The 16,751-nt window shown below is 32.1% G+C and carries 13 protein-coding genes; 5 read left to right on the forward strand and 8 right to left on the reverse strand.

The window, feature by feature from the left end; genetic code table 11:
• The 6 genes from ACEN2I_RS08670 to tsaD all read right to left on the reverse strand — a co-directional run bounded on the left by ACEN2I_RS08670 (position 1) and on the right by tsaD (position 5,242).
• Entirely contained in the window at positions 1 to 1,092 is a 1,092-nt protein-coding gene (locus ACEN2I_RS08670) for an AI-2E family transporter (RefSeq protein ID WP_441765705.1), read from the reverse strand.
• A gap of 106 nt (positions 1,093 to 1,198) precedes the next feature.
• Positions 1,199 to 2,149, reverse strand: coding sequence for a zinc metalloprotease (locus ACEN2I_RS08675; protein ID WP_441765706.1), 951 nt, complete (start codon positions 2,147 to 2,149; stop codon positions 1,199 to 1,201).
• 158 nt (positions 2,150 to 2,307) lie between these two features.
• Positions 2,308 to 2,847, reverse strand: a complete 540-nt coding sequence (locus ACEN2I_RS08680) for a TrmH family RNA methyltransferase (protein WP_441765707.1) — start codon at positions 2,845 to 2,847, stop codon at positions 2,308 to 2,310.
• On the reverse strand, positions 2,813 to 3,451 hold the full coding sequence (locus ACEN2I_RS08685; protein WP_441765708.1) for a DUF4159 domain-containing protein: 639 nt from the start codon (positions 3,449 to 3,451) through the stop codon (positions 2,813 to 2,815). Before ACEN2I_RS08685 ends, ACEN2I_RS08680 begins: the two co-directional genes overlap by 35 nt.
• A 52-nt stretch (positions 3,452 to 3,503) precedes the next feature.
• Positions 3,504 to 4,217: a 16S rRNA (uracil(1498)-N(3))-methyltransferase gene (locus ACEN2I_RS08690; RefSeq protein ID WP_441765709.1), complete on the reverse strand. Its 714-nt coding sequence runs from the start codon at positions 4,215 to 4,217 to the stop codon at positions 3,504 to 3,506.
• A 2-nt stretch (positions 4,218 to 4,219) separates the two neighbouring features.
• Entirely contained in the window at positions 4,220 to 5,242 is a 1,023-nt protein-coding gene (gene tsaD, locus ACEN2I_RS08695; RefSeq protein ID WP_441765710.1) for a tRNA (adenosine(37)-N6)-threonylcarbamoyltransferase complex transferase subunit TsaD, read from the reverse strand.
• A 190-nt stretch (positions 5,243 to 5,432) separates the two neighbouring features.
• On the opposite strand from tsaD, the gene ACEN2I_RS08700 reads away from it, so the two are divergent.
• The 5 genes from ACEN2I_RS08700 to ACEN2I_RS08720 all read left to right on the forward strand — a co-directional run bounded on the left by ACEN2I_RS08700 (position 5,433) and on the right by ACEN2I_RS08720 (position 13,635).
• The gene (locus tag ACEN2I_RS08700; RefSeq protein ID WP_441765711.1) at positions 5,433 to 9,935 is read left to right on the forward strand and encodes a translocation/assembly module TamB domain-containing protein; all 4,503 of its coding nucleotides are present in this window, start codon (positions 5,433 to 5,435) and stop codon (positions 9,933 to 9,935) included.
• Positions 9,936 to 10,208: 273 nt separating this feature from the next.
• The gene (pfkA, locus tag ACEN2I_RS08705; protein ID WP_441765712.1) at positions 10,209 to 11,195 is read left to right on the forward strand and encodes a 6-phosphofructokinase; all 987 of its coding nucleotides are present in this window, start codon (positions 10,209 to 10,211) and stop codon (positions 11,193 to 11,195) included.
• Positions 11,196 to 11,269: 74 nt separating this feature from the next.
• Entirely contained in the window at positions 11,270 to 12,274 is a 1,005-nt protein-coding gene (gap, locus tag ACEN2I_RS08710; RefSeq protein ID WP_441765713.1) for a type I glyceraldehyde-3-phosphate dehydrogenase, read from the forward strand.
• A gap of 124 nt (positions 12,275 to 12,398) precedes the next feature.
• Positions 12,399 to 13,250, forward strand: a complete 852-nt coding sequence (locus tag ACEN2I_RS08715) for an N-acetylglucosamine kinase (protein ID WP_441765714.1) — start codon at positions 12,399 to 12,401, stop codon at positions 13,248 to 13,250.
• Between the two features lie 10 nt (positions 13,251 to 13,260).
• Complete coding sequence (locus ACEN2I_RS08720; RefSeq protein ID WP_441765813.1) at positions 13,261 to 13,635, forward strand: methylglyoxal synthase; 375 nt, start codon at positions 13,261 to 13,263, stop codon at positions 13,633 to 13,635.
• On the opposite strand, the gene ACEN2I_RS08725 is transcribed toward ACEN2I_RS08720, so the two are convergent.
• Both ACEN2I_RS08725 and ACEN2I_RS08730 read right to left on the reverse strand, forming a co-directional pair.
• On the reverse strand, positions 13,616 to 13,996 hold the full coding sequence (locus ACEN2I_RS08725; protein WP_441765715.1) for a RidA family protein: 381 nt from the start codon (positions 13,994 to 13,996) through the stop codon (positions 13,616 to 13,618). The two genes, ACEN2I_RS08720 and ACEN2I_RS08725, sit on opposite strands and share 20 nt — an antisense overlap.
• Before the next feature lie 30 nt (positions 13,997 to 14,026).
• Positions 14,027 to 16,741, reverse strand: a complete 2,715-nt coding sequence (locus tag ACEN2I_RS08730) for a putative LPS assembly protein LptD (RefSeq protein ID WP_441765716.1) — start codon at positions 16,739 to 16,741, stop codon at positions 14,027 to 14,029.
• Between the last annotated feature and the right edge of the window lie 10 nt (positions 16,742 to 16,751).

Raw genomic sequence — 16,751 nt, forward strand, 5'->3', positions numbered from 1 at the left:
CTAAATTTTTTCAGTTAATACGGAGACAATTTTGTTTTCAGGAAAAAATTCTTTTAATATTACTTTTAGCATTGTAAAAACCGGAATAGCGATAATCATTCCAACAATTCCAAAAGTAATTCCACTAATTAAAGTAACCAGGAATATTTCTAACGGGTGCGAATTTACACTTTTTGATGAAATTATGGGCTGACTAATGTTGTTATCAATGGCCTGCACCAGTAAGAAACCTATAACGATATATATTGTTGTGGGTAAAATTTCCGATTGAAAATCACTGCCAATTAAACTGATCATCGTTAATATAGCGGCCAATATAGTTCCGATAATAGGCCCTATATATGGGATGACATTTAAAATCGCACATAAAAAAGCAATTACAAAAGCGTTTTTATTTCCGAAAATCATCAAAACGATTAAATATAAAATAAATACGACTGTTAATTGCAGTAATAATCCAATAAAATATCGGGTCAGCAAATGATTTATTTTTGTAATAGAATTCAAAATTTTATCTTCGTTAGTATCTGGAAGGATTCTTCTTGCACCGGTCTTGAAAGTTTCCTGATCTTTAATGAAAAAGAAAGTGATGAAAAAAACAGAAACCAATCCCATTCCCATGTCGGCCATGAAGCCCATAATAGAATTTATAAACCCTGTAAAATAACCAAAACTAAAGGCTGTGGTGATTTTGGATTCTTTCAATACGTTATTTAGATCTACATGTTGAATATTGAAATAATTTTCAATATTTTTCTCGGTTTCAATAAATTGTAATTGTAATTGATTGGTGTCTAACAATGACAAATTATTTGCCTGTGAAATGATTAAAGGGACAAACAAAAAGATAAAACCAACCATCATTAAAATAAAAAGTATAATGGTAGTTGTAGCAGCTAATGAGTTACCAAACTTTAATTTATTTTTCAAAAACTGCACCAATGGATTTGCAATCAGGCATAATATAAGAGAGATACACAGATATACAATTACGGTTTGTATTTCGTATAAAAAATATAAGATTGCCCCAATAATCAAGATTGTTGCTAAAGCTCTTAAAATCCCATTAGAAATAATTTTTGATGTTATCATGATTTGATTTTTGACTATAAATATAGCAAAAGCTTTTTAGATTGTTTGCGGGATACAAAAAAAGCGAGATAATGAGATCTCGCTTTCTTCTTAATAGATTTGTGGCTTATTGTCCAAATGCCGCTCTTGCGCCTCCTGAAACAAATATGGCAGCCATTCTGCTTTTTTGTCCTAATGAGAACATATACATGGCATTATCATCTGTGTAATCCATGTAATTCATTGTCATTTCTACAGGAGTTCCTGAACATGTGCTGTAATGAGGATAAGCTGGTACACCATAATTTTCTTCATTATGAGTTGGAGTATCAGATACTAGATCGCTTCCACAAGTTGCATCTCCCCAAATGTGGCGTAAATTCATCCAGTGACCTACTTCGTGAGTTCCAGTTCTTCCCAAATTAAAAGGGGCATTCGCCGCACCTGATAATCCAAAATAGCGGTAGTCAATAACGACACCGTCAGTTGATGATGCTCCTCCTGGAAACTGAGCATAACCCAAAATTCCACCACCAATGGCACATGACCATAAATTAAGTTTTGTTGTTGGCGATGTTGGAGCCAAACCGCCCTGAGCTGTTTTTTTCATGGCATTATTCGTTCCCCATTGAGTTTTGGTAGTAGATTTTCTAATAACCTGATCTAAAACAAACGTTATTCCTACATTGGCTTTTACACCTGAAAAAAGTGCTGGAACATTGTTGTAATCTGAATTTAAGGCATTGAAATCTTTGTTTAAAACATCAATTTGCGATTGAATTTGAGCAGTTGAAATGTTTTGAGCAGTGGTTCTGTATAAAACATTTACCACAACCGGAATTTCAATTTTACCATTTACTAAACGGTTTGTCAGGATGCTTTTTTGTGTAAAAGCTTCAATTTCATTCATCCTGATTGCCAGCATAGGATCGGCTTTTAATTGTTCTTCTAGAACTTCCTGAGTTGCACATCCACGTCTGGAGGCAACATTCAAACTTGAATCAGTTGATTCTGTTTGTTCATTTTGACAAGAAAACAGCATAAGAGCTGTAATTGCGGAAAAAAGAATTTTTTTCATGATAAAAGGGGTTTTGTTATAAAATTGTTGTTAGGTTAAATACTTACGCAATTTTATAACAAAAAAAGATATTGGGCAAAATATTTATAACAATTTATTTGTCAGTATTTTACAAACCCTTATGTAGTCTACTTCTTATAAAAAATTAACAAATTTATTTAAGAAGTTAATTCGTACAAAATAATACTTGTAGCTTGCACAACATTCATACTGCTGTTTGTTCCAAACATATTAATATGAACAATTTGATTAGAAATGTTCAAAAGTTCACTTGAAATTCCGTTGATTTCACTTCCAACTATAACGGCTAATTTTTTATTATCAGGAATTATAACTTCTTTTAGAGGTTTACTGGTATTTGTAATTTCTAAAGCAATAATTTCAAAGTTATTGTCGATTAAATAATCAATCAATTCTGCTGTTTCTTCAATAACCGTGTGAGGCACATGTAGATGTGTACTTCTTGAAGTTTTGTTTATTTTTCTGGGAGTTAATGGGATATCTTTTCCCAAAAAGATGATGTTTTCAACACCAAAAGCTTCACTAATCCTAAAAAGAGAACCAATATTTTGCTGAAAGTAGATGTGGTCGCAAATTAGGGTTATTGGAAAAGTTTTTCTTTCAAATTGATTTTCTTCGTGAGTAAGCTGCACTATGTGGAAATTAATTGGTGAAAATATAATTGATAATGTTGGCACCCATTTTTAATGCTTTATCCCTAACGGCAACAGGATCGTTATGAACTTCAGGATCTTCCCAACCGTCACCTAAGTCACATTCGTAAGTGTATAATAAAACAAGTTTATTTTCTACAAAAATCCCAAAAGCCTGCGGACGGGTTCCGTCATGTTCATGAATTTTTGGTAGCCCGTTCGGAAAAGGAAAAGGTTTTTGAAAAATAGGATGATTTGCTGGAATTTCGACTAAATTGTTATTCGGGAATATTTTTTTGATTTCTTTTCGAATGTATTGATCCATTCCATAGTTGTCATCAATATGAAGAAATCCTCCTCCGTTTAAATAATTTCTAAGATTGCTTATATCAGGATCACTAAAAACAACATTTCCATGCCCGGTCATATGCACAAATGGATACGAAAGCAAATCAGGATTACCCGGTTCAACGGTTGATGGTTTTGCTTTTATCTGAGTATGTATGTTCGAATTACAAAACCGAATCAAATTTGGTAATGAAGTGGGATTTGCATACCAATCTCCGCCACCACTGTATTTAAGTAAAGCGATTTCTTGTGAAAAGGAAGTAAAAGAAAAAAGTAAAGACAGAAAGAATATTTTTTTCATAATAATTTAAATTTTTGTCATTTCTCCTTTTTCGAAATTGACAAGATCAGTTTTAATTAGGAGTTTCATTAAAAAAAACAACACTATGACAGGCAACCACGGCAGCAGTTTCAGTTCTTAAGCGAGTGTTTCCCAATGTAACAGGCTGAAAATTATTTTCAATGGCAAATGCAATTTCTTTTTCTGAAAAATCGCCTTCGGGGCCAATCAATAATGTTACGTTTTCATTTGGTTTTAAGACTTCTTTCAATGATTTTTTATCCGTCTCTTCACAATGTGCTATTAATTGTAAACCTTCATTTTTTTGTTTAATGAATTCTTTAAATGAAATTGCTGCGTTTAATTTTGGTAAATATGTTTCGTTAGACTGTTTCATTGCTGAAAGAATTATTTTCTCAAAACGTTCATTATTAATTGCTTTTCTTTCAGATCGGTCACAGAAAACAGGTGTAATTTCCTGTATACCAATTTCGGTTGCTTTTTCTAAAAACCATTCAAAGCGGTCGTTCATTTTGGTTGGCGCTACAGCTAAATGCAAACGGAATTTTGGTTCTGGAGACTTTTTTATTGATAGTACTTTAACAATGCATTTATTGTCAGAAGCCAGCGTTATTTCGGTTTCAAATAATAAACCCAAACCATTTGTAACGTGTAAAGTATCTGAATCTTTTTTTCGTAAAACCTTTATTATATGACGGCTTTCTTCTTTATCAAAAGAAAAAGTTTCGGTCGTTTCATCTATATTCGGATTATAAAATAATTGCATAATTAAAATTGAATTCGCGCTTTCGAAACAACTGCTGAGGTTTCAAAACGACGTGATAAATATTTCTGGTAGCCTACAATCCCTATCATTGCAGCATTATCTGTGGTGTATTCGAACTTTGGAACAAAGGTTTTCCATCCGTATTTGCTTTCGCTTTCTTTCAAGCGGTTTCTGATTCCTGAATTTGCAGAAACGCCTCCGCCAATAGCAATTTGTTTAATTCCGGTTTCTTTTACTGCTAATTTCAATTTATCCATCAAAATTTCGATAATAGTATATTGAATAGAAGCACAAATATCATTTAGGTTTTCTTCGATGAAATTTGGGTTTTCTATTTTTTTCTTCTGAATGAAATATAAAATCGCTGTTTTTAATCCCGAGAAACTAAAATCTAATCCGGGAACTTTTGGTTTTGTAAAAGCAAAAGCTTTAGGGTTTCCTAATTTTGCATATTTGTCGATTAAAGGTCCGCCGGGATAGGGAAGCCCTAAAATTTTGGCACTTTTATCAAAAGCTTCTCCAACCGCATCATCTGTGGTTTCGCCTATAATTTCCATGTCAAAAAAATCGTTTACTTTCACGATTTGGGTATGTCCTCCACTTATAGTTAAGGCTAAAAACGGAAATTTAGGTTTGTCAAAGCCTTCTTCGTCTATAAAATGTGCTAATATATGAGCATGCATATGATTTACAGCAATCAGCGGAATTTTTAGAGCCAATGATAATGATTTGCTAAAAGAACTTCCAACGAGTAAAGAACCCATTAAACCAGGACCCTGTGTAAAAGCAATAGCTGTTAATTGCTCTTTTTGTACATTTGCTTTGCGTAATGCAGCATCAATTACAGGAACAATATTCTGTTGATGTGCTCTGGAAGCCAGTTCAGGAACAACACCACCATATTGGTTATGAATTAACTGATTGGCTACAACATTTGAGAGTACTTTGTCGTTATATAAAACCGCGGCGGCAGTATCATCGCAGGAACTTTCGATGGCAAGAATAAAAACCTCTGAATTTTGCATATAAAGGCACAAATTTTGAATTATATTTGACAAATCAAATTTTTAATTTTCTTTGATTGTAAAGAAGAAGCCAAAATTAAAGAAATTTTATCAAAAACAGCCGTACTTTGTCTGTTCAAAATAAATTTAAAAGAAAACTAAAATAAAAACAGCTATCAAAAAAGTAAAGAAAATAGTATCCAGAACCCTAATGGGGTTAATTTTGCTTGTACTGGTATTTGCTATTACTTTGTCTTTACCATTTGTGCAGACAAAAATCGCACATTACATAGCAGACACGCTTAATACCGATTTTAAAACCAATATAAGTATTGAAAAAGTGTCAATCAATGCTTTTGGAGGGGTTAAACTTAAAAAAGTATTGATATTAGACCATCATAAAAAGATTTTAATTTATTCAGATATTATTACTACCGATATTTTAAGTATAGCAAGACTAATTGATGGTGATTTAATTTTTGGAGATGTTCGTTTGACAGGTTTAATTTTTAATTTAAAAACGTACAAAAATGAAGATGAGAATAATATTAATGTATTTATACGATTATTTGAGTCGGGAAAACCAACCAAATCAAAAAAGCACTTTTTATTAACAGCCAAGAACGCCTATATTTCTCAAGGTAGATTTTCTGCTATTGACGAAAATAAAAAGACACCGAAGATTATCGATTTTAAAAAGCTTAATACTTACATCAGTGATTTTAAATTATATGGATCTGAAATAAGTACCAATATTCACAGATTCTCTTTTTTAGATCACAGAGGGTTATATGTTTCAAATTTGAGTTCTAAGTTTAGTTATACTAAAAAAGAAATAAAACTTGAGAATTTAGCGATAACAACCAAAAGATCCAATATTTATGGTAGAGCAATTTTAAACTATGAGGTAAAAGATTTTTTGGAGTTTACAGATAAGGTTAGATTTAATGTAGCCTTAGATTCTGCCTCATTAGCTTCCAATGATATACGCTATTTTTATAATGGATTAGGTAAAAATCAGCATTTTAAAATCAAAACAAAAATAGAAGGACCTTTGAATAATCTTAATTTAAAAGGTTTGAGGCTAAGTGATAAAAACGGTTCAAGGATTGTTGGAAATATTAATTTTAGAAATCTTTTAGGGAATGAAACTCAAAAGTTTTCTATGAATGGAAGATTTGATAAATTGATTTCCAGTTATGACAATTTAGTTGCCTTACTCCCGAATGTTTTAGGAAAAAAACTTCCCAAAGAACTGCAAAGAATTGGAAAATTTAATATTGTAGGTACTGCAAAAGTATCAACTACAGACTTAGAAGCTAAATTTAAAATGGCTACTGATTTAGGGAATGGCCAAGTTGAATTGAATATGAACAATATCGATTTTATTGATAAAGCTTCATATACGGGAAATGTTATTTTGGATAATTTTGATGTGGGTGCTTTATTAAAGAGAAAAGATATTGGCAAAACGACTTTAAATTTAGATGTTGACGGAGTTGGTTTTTCAAAGAAATATCTAAACACTATTATAAAAGGAGATATTGCGAAACTGGATTATAATAAATATACCTATAATAATATTATTGTTAACGGTAATTTTAAACTGCCTTATTACAAGGGACAGGTTTCTATTAATGACCCAAATTTGAATCTGACTTTTGATGGTTTGGTCGATTTGAGCACTCGTGAAAACAAATATGACTTTCATATTAATGTAGAAAATTCGGACTTGCAAAAATTGAAGTTTGTTAAGGATTCAATTTCTAATTTTACCGGAGATGCTATTGTTCAGGTTAGCGGAAACTCTATTCAGGACTTACACGGTAATATTTATATAAAGGATGCTGTTTATCAAAACCCGCAATCGACTTATGTTTTTGATGAAATAACAGTGAATTCAAGTTTTGATTCGGATAAATTACGTACTATAACCATCAATTCAACTGATGTCGTTAATGGGAAAATAGTAGGTAAATTTCAGTTTGATCAGTTAGATAAGTTGGTAATGAACTCTATAGGAAGTCTTTATACGAACTATAAACCTTATAAAGTTAAAAAAGGGCAGTTTTTGAATTTCAAATTTCATGTTTATAATAAAGTGGTCGAAATGTTGTATCCGGATATTAAAATTGATTCGAGTACAGTTATGCGTGGAAAGATAAACTCAGATCAGCAGGAGTTTAAGTTTAGATTCAATTCGCAAAAAATAACCGCTTCAGAAAATACTTTTGATAATATCCGAATTCATATTGACAATAAAAACCCGTTATATAATGCTTTTGTTGAATTAGATAGTATCAAAACACCTTACTATAAAATTCGTGATTTCAATTTGATTAATGTAACATCAAAAGATACGCTCTTTGTTCGTTCTGAATTTAAAGGAGGGAATAAGGGTGAAGATTATTTTAATTTAAATTTATACCACACGATAGATAAGGATAAAAACAATATAGTTGGAATTCATAAATCTGAAATGCAGTTCAAAGACTATTTATGGTATTTAAATGAAGATGAAGAGGATGATAATCAGGTGGTTTTTGATACAAATTTTAAAAACTTTACAATTGATAACATCATATTATCCCATGAAAATCAGAAAATTGATTTGAATGGAGTCATAAAAGGTGATGATTACAAGGATGTAGTTTTAAATTTTGAAGATGTAGATATCAATAAGATAACGCCTTTAAACAGTAAATTTGTTATTAATGGTAATTTGAACGGAGGCATAAATTTTAAGCAGAATAAAAATATCTATCAACCTACAGCTTCTCTTGAAATTGATCATTTAAATTTAAATAAAATAGATTTAGGAACTTTTAAGTTCGATATTGAGGGAGATGAATCGTTTAAAAAGTTTACTATAAATTCGTCTATTGAAAATAATTTTACGAAATCTTTCAGTGCAGAAGGAAGTTTTGCTATTCAGAGTAAGGAAACACTTTTAGATTTAAGATTAAAGCTTGATGGTTTTAATTTGGGCACTTTAGCACCAATTGGAGGGAATGTTTTGTCCAATATACGAGGGAGTGTATCAGGAAATGCGGCTATTGCTGGCAATCTCAAAAAACCGGATATTAATGGAAGGCTGTATGTAGAGAAAGCAGGTATGACGGTTACCTACCTTAATACAGATTATGAATTAAACAATCGTACAGTTGTCGATTTAACAGATGAGAAATTCTTGTTTAGAAATAATCAGTTAACAGATACTAAGTTTAAAACAAAAGGTTTATTGAATGGTAGTATTGAACATAAGAATTTTGGTGACTGGAAATTAGATTTAACAATAACCTCAAAACGATTATTGGCATTAGATACAAAAGATAGTGATGATGCGGCTTATTTTGGAACGGCCTTTATCAATGGGACGGCAAGTATAAAAGGTCCAACTGAAGCATTGTTTATTAAGGTTGATGCAAAATCTGAGAAGGGAACAGAGATAAAAATACCAATTAGTAATGTACAAAATGTTGGAGAGAACAGTTTTATTCATTTTGTAACGCCCAAAGAGAAATATAATTTAGCCAATGGTATTGTTGAAAAAACAAAAAACTATAATGGTCTTGAATTAGAATTTGATTTTGATATTACACCAGATGCAGAAATTGAGGTGATTTTAGACAGGGATTCCGGACATGGTATGAAAGGAAAAGGATACGGATCATTACTGTTTAAAATCAATACTCTAGGTAAGTTTAATATGTGGGGAGATTTCCAGGCCTATGAAGGAACCTATAATTTTAAATACGGCGGACTAATTGATAAAAAATTTGCAGTTAGAAAAGGAGGTTCTATTATCTGGGAGGGCAATCCAATGAAAGCACAATTGAATTTAGAAGCGGTGTACAGAACAATAGCAAATCCTGCTGTGTTATTAGAAAATTCTTCATTTAATAAAAAAGTTCCTGTAGAGGTCGTTATTGGTTTAAGAGGGGATTTAACTAGCCCCGAACCTAATTTTGACATTCAGTTTCCTTCGGTAAGCAGTGTTTTAAAATCAGAAATACAATATAAACTGGATGACAAAGACATTCGTCAGACACAGGCATTATATTTATTATCCACAGGTTCTTTCATGAGTACTGATGGGTTTAGCCAAGGTGATTTGTCAGGAACATTTGCTGAAACAGCTTCAAGTTTATTGGGAGACATAATTAAGTCGGATAACGATAAAATTAACGTTGGTTTTAATTATGTTTCTGCAGACAAACGCATAGGACAAGAGGCTGATGGGCAGGTAGTCGCTACAGTATCATCACAAATTAATGAGCGAATTACCATTAATGGAAAAGTTGGAGTACCCGTAGGAGGTATAAATGAATCAGCAATTGTGGGTGATATTGAAGTGCAATATCGTATTAACGAAGATGGTACTGCAAATTTGCGATTGTTTAATAAGGAAAATGATATTAGTTATGTAGGGCAGGGAATTGGTTATACACAAGGAGTTGGTATTAGTTATGAAGTAGATTTTGATACTTTTAGCGAGTTAGTCAATAAAATTTTCAAAAATCATAAAATAGAAAGAGCTATTAAAAATCCTAATGATTTGCAGGATTCTAACTTGAATCCGGATTACATAAATTTTACAAACGCTAAAAAGGAAGCTGAACAGGAGAAAAAGAAGTCTGATAAAAAGGAAGAAAAACAACCGGAGCAGCAAAATTATAATAACCAAGGCCTGATACCGGATAATGATTTCTAAATATTACTTTTTTATAGAATATTTTAATTAAATAATTCTGATGAACGCTTTTATGAAATCATCATTGTGTAAAATTTATAACACTTCACTTAAGTATTGTTAATTTTACATTTTTAATTAAAAAAAGATACTTTTATTGTTTAAAATGAATTTTTTGGTATATAAAACTTATTAACCGAAAACGTTTGAATTTAGTGTTTTTTACTAATTTATTATAATCATCAACTGAAAAGTGATGAATGTTTGTTAATTTTACACTTTAATACTTAAATAATGCCAAAAACAATAAAAAAAGTAGGTGTTCTTACATCAGGAGGAGACTCACCAGGAATGAATGCCGCAATACGATCAGTTGTTCGAACATGCGCTTATCATAATATAGAATGTTTGGGAATTTATAGAGGTTATCAGGGAATGATTGAAGGAGACTTCAAAGAAATGGGACCTCGAAGTGTAAATAATATTGTAAACAAGGGAGGTACGATTTTAAAATCGGCTCGCTCTGCTGAATTCAGAACACCGGAAGGTAGAAAAAAAGCTCATGAAAACCTTATTAAACATGGAGTAGATGCCCTTGTTGTTATTGGTGGAGATGGTAGTTTTACCGGAGGTTTAATTTTTAACTCTGAATTTGGATTTCCTGTAATGGGAATTCCGGGAACAATTGATAACGATATCTTTGGAACAAGCTTTACATTAGGATACGATACGGCTTTAAATACAGTTGTGGACTGTATCGATAAAATTAGAGATACTGCCAGTTCACATAATCGTCTTTTCTTTGTTGAGGTTATGGGTAGAGATGCAGGTCATATTGCCCTTAATGCAGGTATAGGCGCAGGTGCCGAAGAAATTCTTATTCCTGAGGAAGATTTAGGTCTTGAAAGACTTTTAGATTCTCTTCAAAAAAGTAAAGCTTCAGGAAAATCATCAAGTATAGTAGTTATTGCAGAAGGTGATAAAATTGGTAAAAATGTATTCGAATTAAAAGATTATGTTGAAACTAATTTACCAGAGTATGATGTGCGTGTCTCGGTTTTGGGACACATGCAGCGTGGTGGTTCACCATCTTGTTTTGATCGTGTACTGGCAAGCCGTTTAGGAGTAAAAGCTGTAGAGTCATTAATAGATGGTAAATCAAATTATATGGTTGGTTTACAACAGGATAAAGTAACCCTGACTCCATTAGAACAAGCAATTAAAGGTAAATCTGAAATTGACAGAGAGTTATTAAGGGTATCTGACATTATGTCAACATAAAAAGAAACGAAGTTTATAGTGAGAAAATTAAACTTTAAATTAGTTAAATAAAAACAAAAACAAAATCGAGTAAAATGTCAAAAGTAAAATTAGGAATAAACGGATTTGGAAGAATTGGAAGAATCGTTTTTAGAGAATCATTCAATAGAGATAATGTAGAAGTAGTTGCTATCAACGATTTATTAGATGTAGATCATTTAGCTTATTTATTGAAATATGATTCAGTTCATGGTCGTTTTGACGGAACTGTTGAAGTAAAAGAAGGAAAACTTTTTGTGAACGGAAAAAACATCCGTATTACTGCTGAAAGAAACCCAGCTGATTTAAAATGGAATGAAGTTGATGTTGATGTAGTTGCTGAATGTACAGGTATTTTTACAACTATTGAGACTGCAAATGAGCACATTAAAGGTGGTGCTAAAAAAGTAATTATTTCTGCTCCTTCTGCTGATGCTCCAATGTTTGTAATGGGTGTAAACCACGAAACTGCAAAAGCTTCAGATTTAGTTGTTTCTAATGCTTCATGTACTACAAACTGTTTAGCTCCTTTAGCAAAAGTTATTCACGATAATTTTGGAATTGTAGAGGCTTTAATGACTACTGTTCACGCAACAACTTCAACTCAAATGACAGCAGATGGTCCATCCAGAAAAGACTGGAGAGGTGGCCGTGCTGCAAGTGTAAACATTATTCCTTCATCTACAGGTGCTGCGAAAGCTGTTGGAAAAGTTATTCCAGAATTGAATGGAAAATTGACAGGAATGTCTTTCCGTGTTCCTACTGTTGATGTTTCTGTAGTCGATCTAACTGTAAAAGTGGCAAAAGAAACTTCATACGAGGAAATTATGGCTGCTTTAAAATTAGCTTCTGAGACTACAATGAAAGGCATTATGGGATTTACTGAGGATGCAGTTGTTTCTCAGGATTTTATTTCTGATAAAAGAACTTCAATCATTGATGCTACTGCAGGAATTGGTTTGAACTCAACTTTCTTTAAACTAGTATCGTGGTATGATAATGAGTATGGATATTCTAGTAAATTAATTGATTTATCTGTGCATATAGCAGGTTTAAAATAATACTTTATTAAGTGAGAAAATCCCGTTATTTCAAAATGACGGGATTTCTTATTTTATTGCTTCTTTAATTAATGTAAAAAACACACTTTTAATTAAGGAAAAACTAATTCAAAAACTAAACTAAATGAAATTAATAGTTGATAGTGGATCTACCAAAGCAGATTGGATTGCAATTGATGATAGTGGAAAAATATTATTCACGACACAAACTTTAGGATTGAATCCTGAAATTCTTGACGGTCCGGAGATTATAGAAAGAGTGAATGACCGTTTTGATATTTCACAAAACAAAAAAGAAGCTACTCATTTGTTCTTTTATGGAGCAGGTTGTGGTACGGACAGAATGAAACAATCATTATCGCAGGTATTTCAGGAATACTTTGAAAATGCCATTGTGGAGGTTCAGGAAGACACTTATGCTGCAGTATATGCAACTACTCCAAAAGGGGAAGAGGCAATTGTTAGTATTTTAGGGACAGGTTCAAATTGCAGCTATTTTGATGGGAAAATTTTGCATCAAAAAGTGCAATCTCTGGGTTACATTGTTATGGATGATTGTAGTGGAAATGTTTTCGGAAAAGAACTAATTAGAAAGTATTATTTCAATAAAATGCCTAAAGAATTGGCAGTTGAATTTGAAAAAGAATATAATGTAGATCCTGACTTTATCAAAAATAAATTATATAAAGAAGCAAATCCAAATGCTTATCTGGCAACTTTTGCTAAGTTCCTGATCAAACATAAAGATTCAGAATTTTGTAAAAAAATCATTTTTAAAGGGATGAAGTCTTTTGTTAAAAATTATATTAAACAATTTGATAATTGTAAAGAGGTACCTGTACATTTTGTTGGTTCTATTGCTTTTTACCTTAAAGATGAATTACAAGAAACTTTTGATAAATACGAACTTCAATTAGGAAATGTTTTAAGAAGGCCTATTGACGGATTAATTGCGTACCATGTTGCTAACCAATAACGAAGGATTTATAGAAATTGCCATTATTGCCCATGATGGCAAAAAAGCAGATTTAATTAATTTTTTAATTAAAAACACAACTGTACTGCAAAATGAGAAGGTTAGTCTGATTGGTACCGGAACTACCGGAGGAAAAGCAGAAGCAGCAGGTTTTAAAACAAGACGAATGCTTTCAGGTCCTTTAGGAGGGGATGCTCAGATAGCAGGAAGAGTAGCAGAAGGTCTAACGCAAATGGTTTTCTTTTTTAAAGATCCCTTGTCAAGCCATCCACATGAAGCAGATATTAATATGCTTATAAGAGTTTGTGATGTACATAATGTGCCGCTGGCAACTAATGAAGCAACGGCACAATTATTATTAGATGCTATTGCACTGCAATTATAGAAATCTCAACATTTACATTTTTTGGCAAACAAGCCACCTGAACCGTTTCACGTGCTGGAGCGGTTTTTTCATTAAAATAGGATCCGTAAATGGTATTTATTGCAGCAAAATTATTCATGTCCATAATGAAAATAGAAGCTTTTACAACATTCTCAAAAGTCATGTCTGCAGCTTCCAGAATTGCAGCAATGTTTTGCATAACCTGATCTGTTTCATCCTTAATGTTTCCAGTGATAAGTTCTCCTGTAGATGGATTTATAGCTATTTGTCCTGAAGCATACAGCGTATTTCCTGATAATACAGCCTGATTATAGGGACCGATTGGAGCAGGAGCTTTTTCGGTAAAGATTATTTTTTTCATGTTAATGAGATTAAATTTTGTGTTGAATATTTATCGGTTTGAAGCACTTCGTTTGTTCCATTTTATGTCACTAAGCATTCCTGATTTTATTCCAATAAAGAAATTCCAGTTAGAATATGCCCCAAGAGGTGTCCAGTTAAATGACATTCTCCAGCTTAATAAATCTCTTTCAAAACGAAGTTGGGTAAAAGTAACACCATTTTGTACAAAATCGTAACCGGTTGAAATTCCGCCTTTCCATTTAGGGGTAATATCCATATTAGCAGAAACCATTATTGAATTTCCTGTAATTTCATTTTGTCTGTTTGTATTGGAATAAGTTAATGAATACGCCAAAGTCATGTCCCACGGAAGTTTTGAATTAAAGAATTCCGTAATTACATTTTCCGAATCTTCTTCTGCAAACTGACTTTTTCTGGTGTCGTTCAAATCAGTATTTGTTCCAAATAAGTCATCGCTACGACCACCGTTTCGCTCACTTTGTTTGTTTTCATCCTTTTTGTCATTTTTGTTTGAAAACGAATAATTCAAAGTCATATTGGCACTTGTCATTCTAAACAAACTTCCTCCATTGTTAATATTGAAGACATTTATCTGTTGTCCGGAATTATCAATGGCATATGGATTTAAAGTTGCGGCAAAATTGACATTCATTTTATTATCAAATAATTGAGTTCCCCCACTAACACGAACAGGCTCGAGAGCGAATGTTGTTTTTCCGTCAGCATTAAAATTATAGCTGGTGCTAAAATTTAAGTTGTTTAACAGCATCATTTTTTTAGGTTCAGTTTTAGTACTGTCTTTGTCTGTTACCTTAGCTTCAAATGTATTGCTTAAATCAAAGCCTATTATGTTTGAATTTGATTTTCCAGGTTGTCCATAAACGCCATTTTCAAATCTGGTGTACTCTTTATAACTTGTTCCGGTTGCATCGATAGCATAAGTGTCATAATATTTTTCAAAACTTGGTGTGTAGGAATAAGAAAAAGAAGGACGCATGACATGCCGTATCGCTTGTATTTTTTTATTATCACCAAATTTAAAAGTACCATAAATAGTGGTTCCTAAACTTGAACTAAAGTTGTACGTTCTAAAAGCATCAAAACCATTCACTATTTTATCATCTACTGTATTTGAACTCTCGTTATAAGATCTGTCAATTGTTTTTGTTACCCATGTTTCCTGATAATTTGTAGAAGCACTGGCACTAAAATATTTGAATATTTTAAAATTGGTGCTAAGAGGAATACTATGCTGCATTCCTATTTTTGCATTATCAAACATCTGGGGTTTGAAAAATAAGGAATCACTAGTCACAAAACTATTTTTACCACTTAGGTTATATTGTAAATTTATGTTTTTAATTAAGCCTTTTTTTACACCATCTTTCCCAACAAATGGATAAATACGATCGACACTTGCCTGTAAGGAAGGCAGAGTCATGTTAATTTCTTCGGTTTGTGTGTTTTGAGAATGTGTTGCTGTTAACGCTAGTCTGGCTTGCGGAATAGTGTTAAACGTTTTATTCCATGAAATTGAAGAACTAAGTGTATTATTTAAGTTTGATCCAATATTAGCCTGATTAATGGATTGTTTAAAGTATTTACTACTACCCATGTTCACTGATGCGGAAAAACTCGAATTGGGATTCGATTTAGAATCTTTTGAGTGTGACCACTGAAGATTGTAGATGTTTTGTTTGGAATAATCCGGATAACCTCTTTCGCTTGAAATTAAGTTTTCAAATCGAAAATTAACATTCCCTCTGTATTTATATCTTTTAGCATAAGAAGATTCGAAACGCATGGCATAGCTTCCATTGGTATAATAATCCCCTAAAACTGTTAGGTCATAATTATCGCTCAAGGCAAAATAATACCCACCATTTTGTAATGAAAAACCTCTGGTGTTAGAGTCATTATAACTAGGTATAATGATACCCGAAACACTTTTTTCCTGACTCATAGGAAAATAAGCATAAGGCAATGCTAAAGGGGTAGGTACATCTGCAATAACCATGTGGGTCAATCCGGTGATTACTTTTTTTCCGGGAACAAATTTTACTTTACTGGTTTTAAAATAATATTCAGGGTTGTCAACATCTGTTGAAGTCGTAAAACGGGCTCCCTTTAAATAATAAACCGAGTCATTTTCTTTTTTGGTAACTTCTGCTTTAATTTTAAATTCTCCCTGTTCAGTTCTGGAATTATAAATTAAAGCCTTTTTTGTTTTAAAATTAAAACGAATTGAATCCGGCTGAACTTCATTAGATCCTTGTTTGAAATTGGGATATTGTATCAAAACTCCTGCTGAATCCTTTATTCTTCCTGCATATACTTCATCTTTCTCGTAGTCTAGAACAATAATGCCAGATTTTAATTCTACATCCTTATAATACAATTCTGCTTCATTATATAGCGTAAGTGTTTTCTTTTTGTAATCATTTTTGGCGTAGTCTTTGGCTATATATTTTACTTTTCCGTCAAGAAAAGTTTTTTTAGGTCTGACAGTGTCCAGTTTAATAGTATCAGTTATACTTTTTGTAGTATCTGTAGCAGCTTTTTTAGACTTATCAGTTTGTCTTGCAGCAGGTAATGGAGTTTTTTTAGATTTTATTTCTTGTGAATATAAATTACCACATCCTACAGTTAGGAAAAATGATATTAAAACGATATTAAATAAGTTTGTATGCAAAGGTTTAAATGCTATTTTTGTAAAAGTATGGCTTGTTTTTTGACATGTCAAACTTACATAT

The sequence above is a fragment of the Flavobacterium sp. W22_SRS_FK3 genome (assembly GCF_052113665.1).
Lineage (GTDB): Bacteria > Bacteroidota > Bacteroidia > Flavobacteriales > Flavobacteriaceae > Flavobacterium.

Coding starts and splice junctions, on each gene's coding strand:
- ACEN2I_RS08700 (WP_441765711.1), top strand. CDS start 5,433: ATGGGGTTAATTTTGCTTGTACTGGTATTTGCTATTACTTTGTCTTTA.
- gap (WP_441765713.1), top strand. CDS start 11,270: ATGTCAAAAGTAAAATTAGGAATAAACGGATTTGGAAGAATTGGAAGA.
- ACEN2I_RS08725 (WP_441765715.1), bottom strand. CDS start 13,996: ATGAAAAAAATAATCTTTACCGAAAAAGCTCCTGCTCCAATCGGTCCC.
- ACEN2I_RS08670 (WP_441765705.1), bottom strand. CDS start 1,092: ATGATAACATCAAAAATTATTTCTAATGGGATTTTAAGAGCTTTAGCA.
- pfkA (WP_441765712.1), top strand. CDS start 10,209: ATGCCAAAAACAATAAAAAAAGTAGGTGTTCTTACATCAGGAGGAGAC.
- ACEN2I_RS08715 (WP_441765714.1), top strand. CDS start 12,399: ATGAAATTAATAGTTGATAGTGGATCTACCAAAGCAGATTGGATTGCA.
- ACEN2I_RS08675 (WP_441765706.1), bottom strand. CDS start 2,149: ATGAAAAAAATTCTTTTTTCCGCAATTACAGCTCTTATGCTGTTTTCT.
- ACEN2I_RS08690 (WP_441765709.1), bottom strand. CDS start 4,217: ATGCAATTATTTTATAATCCGAATATAGATGAAACGACCGAAACTTTT.
- ACEN2I_RS08685 (WP_441765708.1), bottom strand. CDS start 3,451: ATGAAAAAAATATTCTTTCTGTCTTTACTTTTTTCTTTTACTTCCTTT.
- tsaD (WP_441765710.1), bottom strand. CDS start 5,242: ATGCAAAATTCAGAGGTTTTTATTCTTGCCATCGAAAGTTCCTGCGAT.